The organism is Trinickia sp. LjRoot230 (genome assembly GCF_964253315.1).
Taxonomy (GTDB): domain Bacteria; phylum Pseudomonadota; class Gammaproteobacteria; order Burkholderiales; family Burkholderiaceae; genus Trinickia.
Genome location: NZ_CAXUQX020000001.1, coordinates 1,728,692 through 1,744,286, shown reverse-complemented (window position 1 = coordinate 1,744,286; position 15,595 = coordinate 1,728,692). Strand labels below are relative to the sequence as shown.

15 protein-coding genes are annotated in these 15,595 nt (G+C 64.0%); 7 read left to right on the top strand and 8 right to left on the bottom strand.

Features of this window, described 5'->3' with window-relative positions; genetic code table 11:
* The first annotated feature begins 30 nt into the window (after window positions 1–30).
* Window positions 31–1,080, top strand: a complete 1,050-nt coding sequence (locus tag ACSQ20_RS08160; RefSeq protein ID WP_436018780.1) for a CaiB/BaiF CoA transferase family protein — start codon at window positions 31–33, stop codon at window positions 1,078–1,080.
* A gap of 57 nt (window positions 1,081–1,137) precedes the next feature.
* Here ACSQ20_RS08160 and radA read toward each other — a convergent pair whose 3' ends face one another.
* Together radA and alr are read right to left on the bottom strand one after the other, a co-directional pair.
* Window positions 1,138–2,514 (bottom strand): DNA repair protein RadA, encoded by a 1,377-nt coding sequence (gene radA / locus ACSQ20_RS08155; RefSeq protein ID WP_436018778.1) that lies wholly within the window; start codon window positions 2,512–2,514, stop codon window positions 1,138–1,140.
* Window positions 2,515–2,524: 10 nt separating this feature from the next.
* Window positions 2,525–3,595 carry an alanine racemase gene (gene alr / locus ACSQ20_RS08150; RefSeq protein WP_436018776.1) on the bottom strand — a complete coding sequence of 357 codons (1,071 nt, stop codon included), beginning with the start codon at window positions 3,593–3,595 and terminating at the stop codon, window positions 2,525–2,527.
* Window positions 3,596–3,818: 223 nt separating this feature from the next.
* Here alr and lplT point away from each other — a divergent pair, with 223 nt between their 5' ends.
* Both lplT and thiD read left to right on the top strand, forming a co-directional pair.
* Window positions 3,819–5,126, top strand: coding sequence for a lysophospholipid transporter LplT (gene lplT, locus ACSQ20_RS08145; RefSeq protein ID WP_436018774.1), 1,308 nt, complete (start codon window positions 3,819–3,821; stop codon window positions 5,124–5,126).
* 37 nt (window positions 5,127–5,163) lie between these two features.
* Window positions 5,164–5,970: a bifunctional hydroxymethylpyrimidine kinase/phosphomethylpyrimidine kinase gene (gene thiD / locus ACSQ20_RS08140; RefSeq protein WP_436018772.1), complete on the top strand. Its 807-nt coding sequence runs from the start codon at window positions 5,164–5,166 to the stop codon at window positions 5,968–5,970.
* On the opposite strand, the gene ACSQ20_RS08135 is transcribed toward thiD, so the two are convergent.
* The 4 genes from ACSQ20_RS08135 to tsaB are packed head-to-tail and all read right to left on the bottom strand — an operon-like array spanning window position 5,955 to window position 9,022.
* Complete coding sequence (locus ACSQ20_RS08135) at window positions 5,955–6,989, bottom strand: DUF1853 family protein (protein WP_436018770.1); 1,035 nt, start codon at window positions 6,987–6,989, stop codon at window positions 5,955–5,957. The genes thiD and ACSQ20_RS08135 overlap by 16 nt on opposite strands.
* On the bottom strand, window positions 6,986–7,768 hold the full coding sequence (locus ACSQ20_RS08130) for a uracil-DNA glycosylase (RefSeq protein WP_436018768.1): 783 nt from the start codon (window positions 7,766–7,768) through the stop codon (window positions 6,986–6,988). Before ACSQ20_RS08130 ends, ACSQ20_RS08135 begins: the two co-directional genes overlap by 4 nt.
* Complete coding sequence (gene rimI / locus ACSQ20_RS08125) at window positions 7,755–8,249, bottom strand: ribosomal protein S18-alanine N-acetyltransferase (protein ID WP_436018766.1); 495 nt, start codon at window positions 8,247–8,249, stop codon at window positions 7,755–7,757. Before rimI ends, ACSQ20_RS08130 begins: the two co-directional genes overlap by 14 nt.
* A complete protein-coding gene (gene tsaB, locus ACSQ20_RS08120) occupies window positions 8,246–9,022 on the bottom strand; it encodes a tRNA (adenosine(37)-N6)-threonylcarbamoyltransferase complex dimerization subunit type 1 TsaB (RefSeq protein ID WP_436018764.1) in 777 nt (258 codons plus the stop codon). The genes rimI and tsaB overlap by 4 nt, the downstream gene beginning before the upstream one ends.
* A 152-nt stretch (window positions 9,023–9,174) precedes the next feature.
* Here tsaB and ACSQ20_RS08115 point away from each other — a divergent pair, with 152 nt between their 5' ends.
* From ACSQ20_RS08115 to aceA, 3 genes are all read left to right on the top strand, one after another.
* Complete coding sequence (locus tag ACSQ20_RS08115; protein WP_436018762.1) at window positions 9,175–9,444, top strand: acyl-CoA-binding protein; 270 nt, start codon at window positions 9,175–9,177, stop codon at window positions 9,442–9,444.
* A gap of 411 nt (window positions 9,445–9,855) precedes the next feature.
* On the top strand, window positions 9,856–11,424 hold the full coding sequence (locus ACSQ20_RS08110) for a DEAD/DEAH box helicase (RefSeq protein WP_436018760.1): 1,569 nt from the start codon (window positions 9,856–9,858) through the stop codon (window positions 11,422–11,424).
* A 365-nt stretch (window positions 11,425–11,789) separates the two neighbouring features.
* On the top strand, window positions 11,790–13,097 hold the full coding sequence (aceA, locus tag ACSQ20_RS08105; RefSeq protein ID WP_436018758.1) for an isocitrate lyase: 1,308 nt from the start codon (window positions 11,790–11,792) through the stop codon (window positions 13,095–13,097).
* Between the two features lie 82 nt (window positions 13,098–13,179).
* Here aceA and ACSQ20_RS08100 read toward each other — a convergent pair whose 3' ends face one another.
* Window positions 13,180–13,614 (bottom strand): universal stress protein, encoded by a 435-nt coding sequence (locus tag ACSQ20_RS08100; protein WP_436018756.1) that lies wholly within the window; start codon window positions 13,612–13,614, stop codon window positions 13,180–13,182.
* A 154-nt stretch (window positions 13,615–13,768) separates the two neighbouring features.
* Window positions 13,769–14,671, bottom strand: a complete 903-nt coding sequence (locus ACSQ20_RS08095) for a LysR family transcriptional regulator (RefSeq protein WP_436018754.1) — start codon at window positions 14,669–14,671, stop codon at window positions 13,769–13,771.
* A 151-nt stretch (window positions 14,672–14,822) separates the two neighbouring features.
* On the opposite strand from ACSQ20_RS08095, the gene ACSQ20_RS08090 reads away from it, so the two are divergent.
* Entirely contained in the window at window positions 14,823–15,563 is a 741-nt protein-coding gene (locus tag ACSQ20_RS08090; RefSeq protein WP_436018753.1) for a haloacid dehalogenase type II, read from the top strand.
* The last annotated feature ends 32 nt before the right edge of the window (window positions 15,564–15,595 follow it).

Below are 15,595 nucleotides of genomic sequence, written 5' to 3'. Positions count from 1 at the left end.
TGCGCCATCATCGACCGACAGGAGGTTTAGTTGACGACGCATGCTCCGCTACAAGGTCTGCGTGTGCTCGATCTCACGCGGCTGCTGCCCGGCCCGGTTGCGACGCTGCGGCTGGCGGAGCTCGGTGCCGACGTGCTCAAGATCGAAGAGCCCGGCGCCGGTGACGGCGCGCGCTCGATGATGCAAAGCGCCGCCGACCGGGCCGCGGGCAAGCCAAGCGCCTTTTATCGCCTCGTCAATCGCGGCAAGCGCGAAACACGGCTCGATCTGAAGACCGAAACAGGCTGCACGGTGTTGCGCGCGCTCGTGAAGGAGTCTCACGTGCTCGTCGAGAGCTTCCGGCCTGGCGTGATGGCAGGCCTGGGGCTCGACTACGCGAGCCTCGCGAAGGTCAATTCGCAACTCGTCTATTGCGCTATTACCGGCTATGGGGCGCACGGTCCGTTTGCGCATCGGCCCGGACACGACATCAACTATCTCGCGTACGCGGGCGTGCTCGATCAGATGGCGGCAGCCGACGGCAAACCCGTTATCCCGAACGTTCAGATCGCGGATATCCTCGGCGGCGCGTCGACGGCCGTCGCGCAGATTCTCGCCGCACTTTGGAAAGTCTCGCGCGGCGGCGACGGCGCATTCCTCGATATCTCGATGACGCATGCTATCCGCGCTTGCAATATCGTCGCGCAAGCCTCGCTCGACAACGCGCAGAACGAGCCCACCGCGCTCGCACATTTGCGCGCGGGCCAGGGGCTCCTGAACGGCGGCGCGCCCTGCTACAACGTCTACCGCACAGCCGACGAGCGATGGCTGGCGCTGGGTGCGCTGGAACTCAAGTTTTGGGAGCGGCTATGTCGCGCGCTAGGGCGCGAAGACTGGACGACCCGTCACTGGAGCCTCGGGCAGGCAACCGGCGGGCCCGATGCAGCCGCGCTGACGCGCGAGTTGGCCGAACGGTTTGCCACGCAGCCGCTGTCGGCGTGGCTTGAGCTACTGGAGCCGCTCGAGTGCTGCGTGTCGCCCGTGCTGAGCGCCGAGGAGGCGCGCCGCCACATGCTTTTCGCCGAGAATGGCGCCGAATAGCGGAATAGCGGAATAGCGGGACTGCCACATAGCCGAACCGGCCACCCGAGAGCGACGCTATTCGAGTTCCCTGACCCGATCGATCGCTTGTTCGATCCGCTCGACAGCCACGACCTGTAAACCGTCGATTGGCTGCTTCGGCGCATTCGCCTTCGGTATCAGCGCGGCGGTAAAGCCTAGCTTGGCGGCCTCCTTGAGCCGCTCCTGGCCGCGCGGCGACGGCCGAATTTCGCCCGCGAGGCCCACCTCCCCGAATACGATCAACCCCTTGGGCAGCGGCTTGTTGCGCATCGAGGAATGAATCGCGAGCAGCACCGCCAGATCGGCAGCCGGCTCGGCGATCTTCACGCCCCCGACGGCATTGAGAAACACGTCCTGATCGAAGCACGCGATGCCGGCATGCCGATGCAGCACGGCGAGCAGCATCGCGAGCCGGTTCTGCTCGAGACCCACCGCGAGCCGCCGCGGGTTAGGCACGTGCGCCATATCGACGAGCGCCTGGACTTCGACCAGCAACGGCCGCGACCCCTCCTGCGTCACGAGCACACACGAACCGGGCACGACCTGCTCGTGCTGCGACAAAAAGAGCGCCGACGGATTGGCGACGCCACGCAAGCCGCGCTCCGTCATCGCAAATACGCCCAGCTCGTTCACCGCGCCGAAACGATTCTTGAAGGCCCGCACGAGCCGGAACGACGAATGCGTGTCGCCTTCGAAGTAGAGGACCGTGTCGACGATGTGTTCGAGCACACGCGGCCCGGCGAGACTGCCCTCTTTCGTCACGTGCCCCACCATGACGATCGTGGTGCCCGTTTGCTTGGCGATGCGTGTGAGCTGCGCGGCGCATTCGCGCACCTGCGCGACGGAACCCGGCGCGGACGTGAGCGCCTCCGAATAAATGGTTTGGATTGAATCGACGACGGCGACATCAGGCCGCTCCTCGGCGATGGCCGCTTGAATCTTTTCGAGCTGGATTTCAGCGAGCAGTTGAAGCTCGGACGCCTTCGAGCCGGGCTCGAGCAACGCGAGCCGCTGCGCGCGCAGGCCGATTTGGGCCGCGGACTCCTCGCCGCTGACATAGAGCGCGCGCCGATCCTCGGCCAGCGAGGCCAGCGACTGCAATAACAGCGTCGACTTGCCGATGCCCGGGTCGCCGCCGATCAGCACCACCCCGCCCGCCACAAAGCCGCCGCCCAGCACGCGGTCGAATTCGCCGATACCGGTGGAAAACCGCGGTACATCCGCCGCTTCAATATCAGCCAGGCGCTGCACCGGTGCACTTTTGGTCAGCGATTGAAAGCGATGCGCGCCGGCTGCCGGCGCCACCGTCTCCAGCAGCGTGTTCCACGCCCCGCAGGCCGGACATTGGCCTTGCCACTTGGGCGATTGGCCACCGCACTCGCTGCACGTATACGTCGTTTTTTGTTTTGCCACCAATCAAGCCTTATTCTGCGCGTACGGGCACGCGTTGGGCCACGGCGCACATCAACTCGTAGCCGATCGTCCCGCATGCGCCGGCGACGTCGTCGATGGGCAGCTGCGCGCCCCACAACTCCACGCGGGAGCCGACGCCTGCTGTCGGGCACGGGCTCAGGTCGACCGTGAGCATATCCATCGAGACCCGCCCGACCACGCGCGTGCGCACGCCGTCGACAATGATCGGCGTGCCTTCGGGCGCGCAGCGCGGATAGCCGTCGGCGTAACCGCACGCGACGACACCGATCCGCATCGGGCCGGGCGCCGTGAATATCGAGCCATAGCCGACCCGCTGCCCGGCGCTCAGCGTCTGCACGGCGATCAGCTCGGAGGCGAGCGTCATGGCCGGCTGCAAACCCAGGCCGGCGATGGCCGCCGTCACGCCCGAAGGCGACGCGCCGTACAGCACGATACCGGGACGAACCCAATCGAAATGGGCCTCCGGGTGCCAAAGCGTCGCGGCGGAATTGGCCAGGCTGCGGCTACCCGCGATACCTTCGGCGCCCCGCTCGAACACCGCCATTTGCTCGGCTATGCCGCGCTCGGCGTCGGCGTCGGCAAAGTGCGTCATCAGGACGATTTGCCCGACGCCCGGGCACGCGCGCGCGCGCTCCCACGCGGCGCGGAACTTCTCCGGCGTGTAGCCGAGCCGGTTCATCCCCGTGTTCATCTTCAATTGCACGTTGATCGGCTTCGAAAGGCGCGCCATTTCGAGCATGCGCAACTGCTCGTCGCAATGCACCGTCGTGGTCAGGCTGTAGCGGTCGATCACATCGATATCAGTGGGCCGGAAGAAACCCTCGAGCAGCAGGATCGGCCCGGCCCAGCCGAGCTCGCGCAACTTGGCCGCTTCTTCGAGATCGAGCAGCCCGAAACCGTCCGTGGCGCGCAAACCGGGGAACGCGCGGGCAAGCCCGTGGCCATAGGCATTGGCTTTGACAACTGCCCAGACCTTCGAATTCGGCGCGTGGCGGCGGGCAACGGCGAGATTATTGGCTAAGGCGGCGGTGTGAATCGTGGCGAGAAGCGGGCGCGGCATGGACGTTTTCGTAAGAACTTAAGGGTAAAACGGGCGCCCACGGCGCTCCTTTGGCACGGGCGAACGGCTGCGCGCGAAAATTGGGGCAATGCGCCGGCCGTCCGAAGGCACCTATTTTCGTGATATAAAGCCGTGCGCACAACCCATTTCGAACGGCATAGGCCTAAATGCGTCCCTCGCGGACGCCTGCTCACGAGGCGCAGCGAGGACAGCACTGCATCAGATGAAAAAAGGTTTTTATTCCATCATGGCCGCGCAGTTTTTCTCGTCGCTGGCCGATAGCGCCCTTCTGATCGCCGCCATTGCACTGCTCAAAGACCTGCACGCCCCCAATTGGATGACGCCGCTGCTCAAGCTGTTCTTCGTCCTCTCGTACGTGGTGTTGGCGGCATTCGTGGGCGCTTTTGCCGACTCCCGCCCCAAAGGGCGCGTGATGTTCGTCACCAATACGATCAAGATCGTCGGGTGCATCGTCATGCTGGTCGGCGCACACCCGCTGCTGGCTTACGGCATCGTCGGTTTCGGCGCCGCCGCCTACTCGCCGGCGAAATACGGCATCCTCACGGAACTGTTGCCACCCGAGCGGCTCGTTGCCGCCAATGGGTGGATCGAGGGCACGACGGTGGCCTCCATCATTCTGGGCACCGTGCTCGGCGGCGCGCTCGTGAGCCCGCACATCGCCGCGCATATCCTGCGGCACAAGCTCCCGTACGTCGCCACGCCGGCCGAGGCGGCCATGGTGATCATCGTCGGCATCTACGTCGTGGCCGCGCTATTCAATCTGCGTATCCCCGACACCGGCGCGCGCTACCCGCGGCAGCAACATGGGCCCATCAAGCTCATTACCGACTTCGCCGATTGCTTCCTGACGCTGTGGCACGACAAGCTCGGACAAATCTCGCTCGCCGTGACAACGCTCTTTTGGGGCGCCGGCGCTACGCTGCAGTTCATCGTGCTGAAATGGGCCGAGGTGTCGCTCGGCATGTCGCTTTCGGAAGGCGCGATCTTGCAAGCCATCGTGGCGGTGGGCGTGGCGGTCGGAGCCATGGCGGCAGCCGCCAAAATCCCGCTCAAGAAGTCGCTGACTGTGCTGCCCGTCGGCATCATCATGGGCATCGCCGTCATGCTGATGGCGTTCTATACGCGCCATATCGTGCCGGCGAACTGGGGGCTGTACTTCGGGCGGCTGCACGTCCCCGGCTATCTGATCGTCGCCTATTTGTTTCTGATGGTGGTCGGCGCGCTCTCGGGCTTTTTCGTCGTGCCGATGAACGCACTGTTGCAGCATCGCGGGCACGTGCTGTTGTCGGCCGGGCATTCGATCGCCGTGCAGAACTTCAACGAGAATCTGTCCGTGCTCGTGATGCTCTGTCTTTATGCGGTGCTGGTATGGCTCGACGTTCAGGTGTCGATCGTCATCGTGCTGTTCGGGACGTTCGTCTGTCTGATGATGTGGCTCGTGATGCGGCGGCATCAGGCCAATCAGCGCGCGTTCGACGCCGTCGCGCTGATCGGCGAAGTCAAACATTGAGTCGCGGCCGGCGGCTGCCCCCCTGAAACCTCCCACCATGTCCCGCACCATCCCTAACGTGCTGACGATCGCCGGTTCCGATTCCGGCGGCGGCGCCGGCATTCAGGCCGACCTCAAGACGTTTTCGGCGCTCGGTGCCTACGGCGCGAGCGTCGTTACCGCGCTTACCGCGCAGAATACGCACGGCGTCGTCGCAGTCCACGTGCCCGATCCGGCATTCGTCACGGCGCAGCTCGACGCTGTCTTCGGCGATATTCAGTTCGAAGCGGTAAAGATCGGCATGCTGGCCAATGCGCAGATCGTGCGGGCAGTCGCGCATGCGTTGCGCCGATATCGTCCGCCTTACGTCGTGCTCGATACCGTCATGATCTCGAAGAGCGGGCACGCGCTGCTCGCGCCCGACGCCGTCGCTGCGCTACGCAGCGAGCTGATGCCGCTCGCGACGCTCGTCACACCGAATCTGCCTGAAGCGGCCGCGCTCGTCGATGCCGAACCCGCCGCCGACGAAGCCGCGATGCTCGAGCAGGCCCAAACGCTGCTCACGTTGGGTGCGCGGGCTGTGCTGATGAAAGGCGGCCATCTGCCAGCGTCCGAAAGCCCCGATTGGCTCGTTCAAGCGGACGGCGTCCAGCGTTTTGGCGCCGCCCGGCTCCCGGTGCCGCACACGCATGGCACGGGCTGTACGCTATCGGCCGCTATCGCCGCCTTGATGCCGCAGCGCACCGACTTAGCCAACGCGATTGCGGACGCCAAAGCGTATCTGCTCGATGCTATGCGCGAAAGCGAGCGGCTTACCGTCGGCAGCGGCATCGGGCCGCTCCATCATTTTTATCGCTGGTGGTAAGCGCCCTGGGCAAACGCGGCGGCCTGCTCGGGCCAGTCGTCCGGCACCACGAAGCCACGCCTGCTTTCATGCCACGGCTGAGCGCTGCCCGCGCGCGCGAACGCGGCAACCATCGTCGGACCGTTTGCGTTTAGTTCGGCGAGCCTCGCTGCCAACACATCGGCGCTCATCAACGCATCGGCCCCCTGCTCGTAGCGACGCGGCGCAAGCCACGCAAGACGCGGCAAGACCGTCCACCTCTCCCTATTGTTATGGTGATGGTCAGCCGCAAACTCTGCCCACTGAGAATGTGTGACCCAGAACCCTTGGGCATGGGAGGCGTGCACCGCGCCCGGCACCGGCGGCAGCACGGCTGCGTCAGCGAGCGGGCACCATCGATAAAAAAGCCAGCCCTTGATGAACATCTGAGGCTCCCACGGACCGATGTGGCCGAGCGACGAGAATTCCTCGCGCGCGGAAAGCGGCAACTGATGATCGAGCAAGTGGGCGAGCTTGAGATCGAAGCGGTCTTGCAGACTCGGGCCGACGTAGTCCGCCAACGAAGCGCGTTCGCCACCCGCATGCAGATAGCATTTGACAGCGAGCTCCCAATGAAGACGATCACCGCGCGCGGTTTCGACAAGGAAATCGCATTCGCCCAAGGTGCGCCCCGCACGTCGCAGCGCCACGTTCGCCGCGACGAGCCGCAGCGCGGGCCCGTGCCGCAAGAAAAACGCGAGCAAACATTCGGCGTAGCGCCCAAGCCGCGTGAGCCGTAACGCGCCGATGTGCTCGCGCAATGTCGCGGGATCGCGATCGAGCGCAAGCAGCCAAGCCATTGTGGCCGCCTCTTCCTCCGCCGATTCGAACGGCACCGCCAGTTTGCCGATCGGAGACTGCGCCCGCAGCAGCGGCGCGCTGAGCAGCAGCCACGCCAAGTCCCGCACGATCGGGTCGTTAAACCGATCGAGTGATATGTCGACCGATGTGCCGACTGATGCGCCGAGCGCGGCATCGGCGGCCGGCCCGGGCGGGTTCACCGCGCCGCCCCATCAGCCAGCGCCTGCCGATAGGTATCGTGCGCGAGGCACAGGTCAACCCACGCTTTCGCTTTGTCGGGCAGGCTTCGCAGCAAATAGGCGGGATGGTAGGTCACGATGACCGGCACGTCCTCGTAGCGATGAATGCGCCCCCGCAGCGATGAAATGCTCGCGTCGGTCTTCAGCAGGTTTTGTGCAGCCACGCGGCCCAGCGCGACGATCAGCTTCGGCTTGAGCAACGCCACCTGCTGTCGAAGGTAAGGCTCGCAACGGGCCACTTCGTCAGGCTCGGGATTGCGGTTGCCCGGTGGCCGGCATTTGACGACGTTGGCGATATAAACGTTGTCGCCCCGCGCGAGCGAAAGCGCACGCAGCATGCCATCGAGCAACTTGCCCGCTTGGCCGACGAACGGTTCACCGAGCTTGTCTTCGTTTTCGCCGGGGGCCTCGCCGATCAGCATCCAATCGGCTTGCCGGTCGCCCACCCCGAAAACGGCATTCGTTCGCTTTTCACATAGGCGGCACCGCTCGCAGCCGGACACGCGTGCCTCAAGCGCATCCCAGCCGAGAGCATGAACGGGATCAGCGCTCGGTCCCGCAGGCGGGGCATCGAGCACATCCGACGTCACCGCCGGCTGCGCACGTTGCAAATCGGCCTGGGGTGCAAGCGGCTCGCCCACCGGTGCATCGCCGACAATATCGGCATGCGGCTGCGCACCGCGCTGGGACCAGAGCGGCGCAAGCCCGAGTATGTCGAGCGCGGTTTCATCGAGCGCCATACGCGCCCTCCGCAGGAAACATGAATCGCATGACAAGTGCATCCTCACGGCCGCGGTGCCGGGCCGGATAGTAGTTCTTACGGCGACCAATCGTCATGAAGCCGAACCGCTCGTAAAGTTTCACAGCGCGCACATTGGAGGGCCGGACCTCCAACAGCAGGCCGGCCAAGCCCTTGCCGCGCGCTATGCGGGCCGCTTCGCGCAATAGCGCGAGGCCGGCCCCGTTGCGCTGCGCCGGAGGCGCGACGCACAAGTTCAGCAAATGCATTTCGTCGACCACCGGCATCAGCACGCAATAGCCAATGAGCGTGCCCGTCACATGCCGCATGCACACACCGAAATAGCCGTTGCGCAGGGAATCCTCGAAGTTACCGCGCGACCACGGAAATTCGTAAGCTTCCCGTTCGACCAACGCGACTTCATCGAGATCCGCATCGGTCATAGGCGACATGTACCGGTCTGCGAGCAACACACCGCTCATCGCCCACGCTCCCCCTGCTGCATCGAGCGCGCGGCAAGCCGCTCCGCCGTTGTTTGCGCGACCTTGTCACGCACGTACTCGGGCGCCGCGCGGTCCGCCGGCACCGTCCGGCCGGCGTGATAGGCACGCAGCGCCACGTGCGCCAGCGGTGTCGCATCGGGCACGGCTTGCTCGTCGACGACGCGCGCCGCGCTCAACGCCAAGCCCAGACGCGAACCGAAAGCCGCCGCGGCATTGCCCGCCAGCGTGAACGGCACGTCTGGCACCACGATGGCAGACGGCTGACCAAGCGCTGGTGCCGCGAGCGTGCGCCATTCGCCGGCCGCTTCGTCCCAATCGTATTCGGCCCAGTAGATCTCGTCCATGCGCGCATCGAGCGCCGCGAGCACGCGACGCGCGGCTGGGTCGCGCAAGCGCGCACTTTCGGCACAGGTAAGCAGCGTGCTCACGGGCACGACGGGCAGCGACAATCCAAATGCGAGACCTTGCGCCACGCCCGTGGCGGTGCGCAGGCCGGTAAACGAGCCGGGGCCCGCGCCGAACGCGACGGCGCTGCAATCGCTCAACACGAAGCCAGCTTCGTCGCACAATTCCCTGACGGCGGGCAGCACGCGCGCACTCGAGACCGCGCCGGTTTTCTGATGACGCGCCCAAACGCGCGGCGCCAACGAACCGGGAGCACGAGCCGCGTCGGCCGGCGAATCGGAGCACAGCAGCGCGACCGAACAGTATTCGGTCGACGTATCGAGAGCAAGCAAAACGGTTCGAGTCATGGCCGCTATTGTAATGCGGCGCAAGCGGCTTCCGGCATGGACGATGCGTACCTCATGCGTGCCTCTGCTTCCTGTTTGGAGGCGTCGCTCCACTTTTTGACCGATCTCGCTTGCTATGATCGGGCGCCTTAAGGCCACACCAGGAGAATGATATGAGCACACTCGATGCGCGCTTCGAACAAGCGCAGGTCGACGTCAAAACACTGACCGAAAAGCCAGGCAACATGACCTTGCTGCGCCTTTATGCGCTCTTCAAGCAGGGCACCCAAGGCGATGTGAGCGGCGAAAAACCGGGCTTCGCCGACCCCGTCGGAAAATACAAATATGATGCGTGGGCCTCGCTCAAGGGCACAGCACAGGACCAAGCCAAAACGCAATATATCGAGCTCGTCGAATCGCTGAAAAGCGGGACGGGGGGCTGACACGCGGGAGTTGGACGGCCGGTTTCGCAATCGAAGCAACGGACTCTGTCGAAACGACTCGGTCGAAACGGTGGCGCAGCGCAGCAATAACCGTTATACTGCGCGCTGTGCCTCGCACGAGCGGTTGCCCCTGGCGCCGTTTGGCCGATGTGCTCCGTAGCGTTTTGCTCCAATCCAGTTTAGAACTGTCCCCTTCTGCCTAGGCCCCGCGGGCCGTCTCATACCAGGCTGGCGGCGATGCCATGATCGGCATCCCGTATCCGATACAGCTTCTAACGAAAAGCTCGCCGCAATTTGCGGGCTGCCCCCGTTTTTCGATTTGCTCGCTGCTGTTTTGCATGCTGAATCCGACGACTTGGGTGATGCCGATTGGCGCCGACGTTCCTTTCCTGCGTTGTTCCAAGGATTCTCATGACTTCGAGCTTTACTTCCCCGCTTACCGCCGTCGCCGATCGCGCACTTGCCCTCGATATCGCGTTGCCCGAAGCAGCCAGTGCTGCCGGCTCCGCTATTGATCTGAGCGAAACCGATGCGGCACCGGCCGGCGCGGGCTTTGCCGCTCTCGGCTTGTCGCCCGAGATCGTGTCGGCACTGATGGCCGCGGGCTATGTCAGCCCGACGCCCGTGCAAGAGCGCGCGATCCCGGCCGGTATCGCCGGCCGCGATCTGCTCGTTTCGAGCCCCACCGGCTCCGGCAAAACTGCCGCGTTCATGCTGCCCGCCATCGAACGGTTTGCTCAGTTGCAAAAGACGTCGGCCAGCCAGCCGCGCGAAGCCACTGGCGAGCAGCGCACGCGCCGCGGCCCGCCCGTCGCACGCCCCGGCATGCTCGTGCTCACGCCCACGCGCGAACTCGCGATGCAAGTGACCACGGCCGCATCGACCTACGGCAAACACCTGCGCCGCTTGCGCACCGTCAGCATTCTCGGCGGCGTCGCATACGGCCAGCAATTGACGCTGCTCGCAAAGAACCCCGAGATCCTCGTCGCCACGCCGGGACGCCTGCTCGACCATCTCGAACGCGGCCGCATCGACCTCTCGCAGTTGCAACTGCTCGTGCTCGACGAAGCCGATCGCATGCTCGACATGGGCTTCATCGACGATATCGAGACGATTGTCGCTGCCACGCCGGCCACGCGCCAGACGATGTTGTTCTCGGCCACGCTCGACGGCAAGATCGGCTCGCTCACGGGCCGTCTGCTGCGCAACCCCGAGCGTATCGAGATCGAACACCGTGCCGAATCGCGCGCCAACATCGCACAGGCCGTGCATTACGTGGACGACCGCGATCACAAAGACCGCCTGCTCGATCACCTGCTGCGCGACTCGGCACTCGATCAGGCCATCGTCTTTACGGCGACGAAGAGCGAAGCCGACCAACTGGCCGGCCGCTTGGCCGACGCAGGCTTTGCATCGGCCGCGCTGCATGGCGATTTGCCGCAAGGCGCGCGTAATCGCACGATCCGCGCATTGCGCGAGCGCCGTGTGCGCGTGCTCGTGGCAACCGATGTCGCCGCGCGTGGAATTGACATCCCCGGCGTCACGCACGTGTTCAACTACGACCTGCCGAAGTTCGCCGAAGACTACGTGCACCGCATCGGCCGCACAGGCCGCGCCGGCCGCACGGGCACCGCGGTGAGCCTCGTGCATCACGCGGAGACGGGAACGCTCAAGCGCATCGAACGCTTCGTGCGGGCCTCGTTGCCAGTCAATGTCGTCGTGGGTTTCGAGCCGCGCAAAGCGCCGCCGGCGAATAGCCGCGGCGGGCTCGGCGGCAGCGGCGGCCGTGGCCGTCCTGGCGGTAACAGCACCGGGCGTCGTTTCGGCTCCAGCACGGGCAGCCCAGCGCGCGGCAACGGCACGTCGTTCGGCCATGGCGACAGCCGCGGCAACGGCGGCCCCCGCCCGGCCGGCGGCTCGCGCGACGGCTATCAGGGCCGACGTGGCGACACGGCGCGCGGCGCGCGCCGCGGCAGCTAACGAACGCGGCAAGCAACCTAGCAACTGACGTCTTTTGACGTCTGACACGAGACCGGCGCCCCAAGCGCCGGTTTTTTTTCGTCTTCGCGCGGCATTTCACAATGCGGTAAATTCTTTTGTGTCGTAAAAAGTTGTGCTGCGTGGCACAACAAACGGTGTTGCGGCATGAAAAACAGCATTTCACATCTCGAAATATATAAGACAAGCATTTGATTTAAAGAGACAATAAATGTCTCAAAAAGACGGCGACATGACTGTTGTCGCGCTCCAGGTTTGCCTAGACTCTTATATAAGACTTCGCCACCGGCACGAGCCGATGAACAGCGAATTGGGCTTTTTTCTCTTAAAGCAACCGGGAGCACGCCATGTCACGTCAAAAGCAAGCACAAGCACTTCAGCAGCAATGGGAAACGGATGCACGTTGGAAAGGCATCAAGCGCACCTATACCGCGGACGACGTGGTTCGCCTGCGCGGCTCGCTGCAAGTCGAACATACGCTGGCCAAGCATGGCGCTGAAAAACTGTGGGACGCGATCAACACGCAGCCCTTCGTCAATGCGCTGGGCGCGCTGACAGGCAACCAGGCCATGCAGCAAGTCAAAGCCGGGCTCAAGGCCATCTATCTGTCGGGCTGGCAAGTCGCGGGCGATGCGAATGTCGCCGGCGAAATGTACCCGGACCAATCTCTTTATCCGGCGAACTCCGTGCCGCTCGTCGTGAAGCGCATCAACAACACGCTCACTCGTGCGGACCAGATCCAATGGTCCGAAGGCAAGAACCCGGGCGATGAAGGGTATATCGACTTCTTTGCGCCGATCGTCGCCGATGCGGAAGCCGGTTTCGGCGGCGTGCTGAACGCGTTCGAACTGATGAAGGCCATGATCGAGGCTGGTGCTGCCGGCGTGCATTTCGAAGATCAACTTGCATCGGTCAAGAAGTGCGGCCACATGGGCGGCAAGGTGCTCGTGCCGACGCGAGAAAATGTCGCGAAGCTGACGGCAGCGCGCCTGGCAGCCGACGTCTGCGGTGTGCCGACTGTGCTGATTGCGCGAACCGACGCCGAAGCGGCCGATCTCGTCACCTCGGACGTCGACGAGAACGATCGTCCGTTCCTGACGGGCGAGCGCACCGTGGAAGGCTTCTATCGCACGAAACCGGGCCTCGAGCAGGCTGTGTCGCGTGGGCTCGCGTACGCGCCTTATGCCGACTTGATCTGGTGCGAAACCGGCAAGCCTGATCTTGAGTACGCGAAGAAGTTCGCCGAAGCGATTCACAAGCAATTTCCCGGCAAGCTGCTTTCATACAACTGCTCGCCGTCGTTCAATTGGAAGAAGAACCTCGACGATGCGACCATCGCCAAATTCCAAAAGGAACTGGGCGCGATGGGCTATAAGTTCCAGTTCATCACGCTCGCCGGTTTCCACGCGCTCAACTACTCGATGTTCAATCTTGCGCACGGTTATGCGCGCACACAGATGAGCGCGTTCGTCGAGTTGCAACAGGCCGAGTTCTCCGCCGCGGAAAAGGGTTTCACCGCCGTCAAGCATCAGCGCGAAGTCGGCACGGGGTACTTCGATGCGGTGACGCAGACGGTCGAGCGCGACGCATCGACGACGGCACTGCATGGCTCCACCGAAGACGAGCAGTTCTTCGATGCAAAGAAGGTTGCTTGAGCAAGCCGAGGAAGCCGAGCAAGCGATCAGGCTAGCGATTAAGCGGCAAACGGCGCAGCGCGTAAAAGCGCTGCGCGCCGCGTTATCGGTAGACCACAACGGGGAGCTTGGTGTGCGTGAGCACGCGCTGTGTCTCGCCGCCGATCAGTACACCGCCAAGCCCACGCCGCCCGTGAGAGGCCATGAAAATCACGTCACAGCCGCCGCGTTCGGCTGCGTCGATGATGCCGAGAAACGGTGACGGGTGGACGCTGACCAGACAAGCGCACGCCACCCCAACGCGCTGCGCGGCATTTTCGATCTCATGCAAGTGCGATTGCGCCTCACGCTCGCTGCGCGCCTGGAAATCCTCCGGCGCCTCCGCGGGCACCTCCGGGAACGGCGAGTACGGATACTGCGGCAGACACGTATAGGCCGTCACACGCGCACCAACGGTTCGCGCCAGATCGATCGCGCCATCGATCGCCTTTTGCGACAGCTCGGAACCATCGGTCGGAACGAGAATGTGCTTGAACATGGCCCTTTCCCCTAGTTGGCGGCATTGCTCGACGCCGGCCGACGCTGCGTCGCCGCCCCGGCGCACGGGTGCGCGTCAGATCGATTGTAGTGCCCAGGCCGCGCCGGTTTCGCCGCCCTACGGGACACTCCGCATATCGAAAACCCGCCTGACACTATTGCCAGTAGTCGGCCGCGGCATAGGTGTGCTTGAGGAAATCGAGAAAGAGCCTCACGCGCAAAGGCAAGTGACGCCGCTGGGCAAAGACGGCATGAATACCGACAGGCGGCGCCTCGAACCGATCGAGCACGCTCAGCAGGCGGCCCGCGGCGATATCGGCGCCGACTTCCCACCACGAGCGCCAAGCGAGCCCGTAGCCCGCCAGGCACCATTCGTGCAGCACGGCACCATCGGAGCACTCCATCGTGCCGGACACCTTGATCGATACCGCTTCTCCCTCGCGCATAAAGCTCCACGCGCGTTGCTGGTTCGCATTCGCTGCGAGCGCAAGACAGTTATGCCGCGCGAGTTCGTCGAGCGTTGCAGGCACACCGTTCCGTTCGAGGTAACTGGGCGCCGCAACGCACACGCGCCGGTTCTCGCCGAGCTTCAACGAAACGAGCGAGGAATCGGGCAACTCGCCGAGCCGGATCGCGCAGTCGAACCCTTCGTTGACGAGGTCGACGAGCCGATCGGACAAATCGAGCGTAACCGTGACGTCCGGGTGCGCCGAGGCGAACAGCGGCAGCAGCGGTGCAACATGTTTGCGGCCGAATCCGGCTGGAGCCGACACGCGAAGATGGCCGCTGGCCTTGACGCCGCCGGCCGATACGCTCGCTTCGGCGTCGTGCAGCTCGCGAAGGATACGCTGACAGTCTTCGAGAAATGCGGAGCCTTCGAACGTCAGTGTCAGCTTGCGCGTGGTGCGCACGAACAGTTTCACGCCGAGCCGCTCTTCGAGCGCATCAAGCCGACGTCCGATCATGGCCGGAGCTATGCCCTCGGCCTGCGCGGCCGCCGAGAGACTGCCCTTCGCCGCCACGGCCACAAAAGTTTCAATCTGCTTGAACCGCGCCATGGAATCCGCCGAATGCCCAAAGGGCGATGCATGGAGACGCCGAGATTATGCAACAAAAAGTCAAAGATCAAGTGACGATAGCTGGCGTTTTGGTCATAAACAATTACTAATAGAATCGATAACATCCACTCCGACGAGCAAAACAATGCCTATGTCCGCCAGCTCTCGCAGCCTTCCGAAAGCAGTGCTGTTCGACGCCTACGGCACGCTATTCGACGTGTATTCGGTCGTCGCCGCAGCCGAACAGCTTTACCCGGGCAACGGCGTGACACTCTCCCAACTGTGGCGCACGAAACAAATCGAGTACTCGCAGCTTCGAACGCTGGCTGATCCGGATGGCGGCCGCTATCGCCCGTTCTGGGACATCACGCGCGATGCGTTGCGCTACGCCGCGCGTCGACTCGAACTGCCGCTCGACGCGGCCGGCGAAAAACGCTTGATGGACGAATATGCGTGCCTGTCGGCGTATCCCGACGCGGTACCGGCTCTGCAAAAGCTGCGCGCATGCCGGGGGGCCGACGGCGAACCGATCAAGCTCGGCATTCTGTCGAACGGCAACCCTCCGATGCTCGACGTGGCTGTCAAAAGCGCCGGCATGACGGGCCTGTTCGATCACGTGCTGTCGGTCGACGCGGCGCGGGCGTACAAACCGTCGCCGCGTGCTTACGCGCTCGGCACTCGCACGTTCGATGCACGCGCGCAGGACATCGTCTTCGTTTCGTCGAATGGCTGGGATGTCGCGGGCGCGGGCTGGTTCGGCTACACCACGTTTTGGATCAATCGTGCGAACGCGCCCACTGAAGCGCTGGGCATCGAGCCGCACGCGAGCGGCAGCGACATGGCCGCGCTGATTGCATTCATCGAACCGGCGAAGCGAACCCACCACACATGAAGTAACCGCATTTTTTGCCATCTGACCGACCA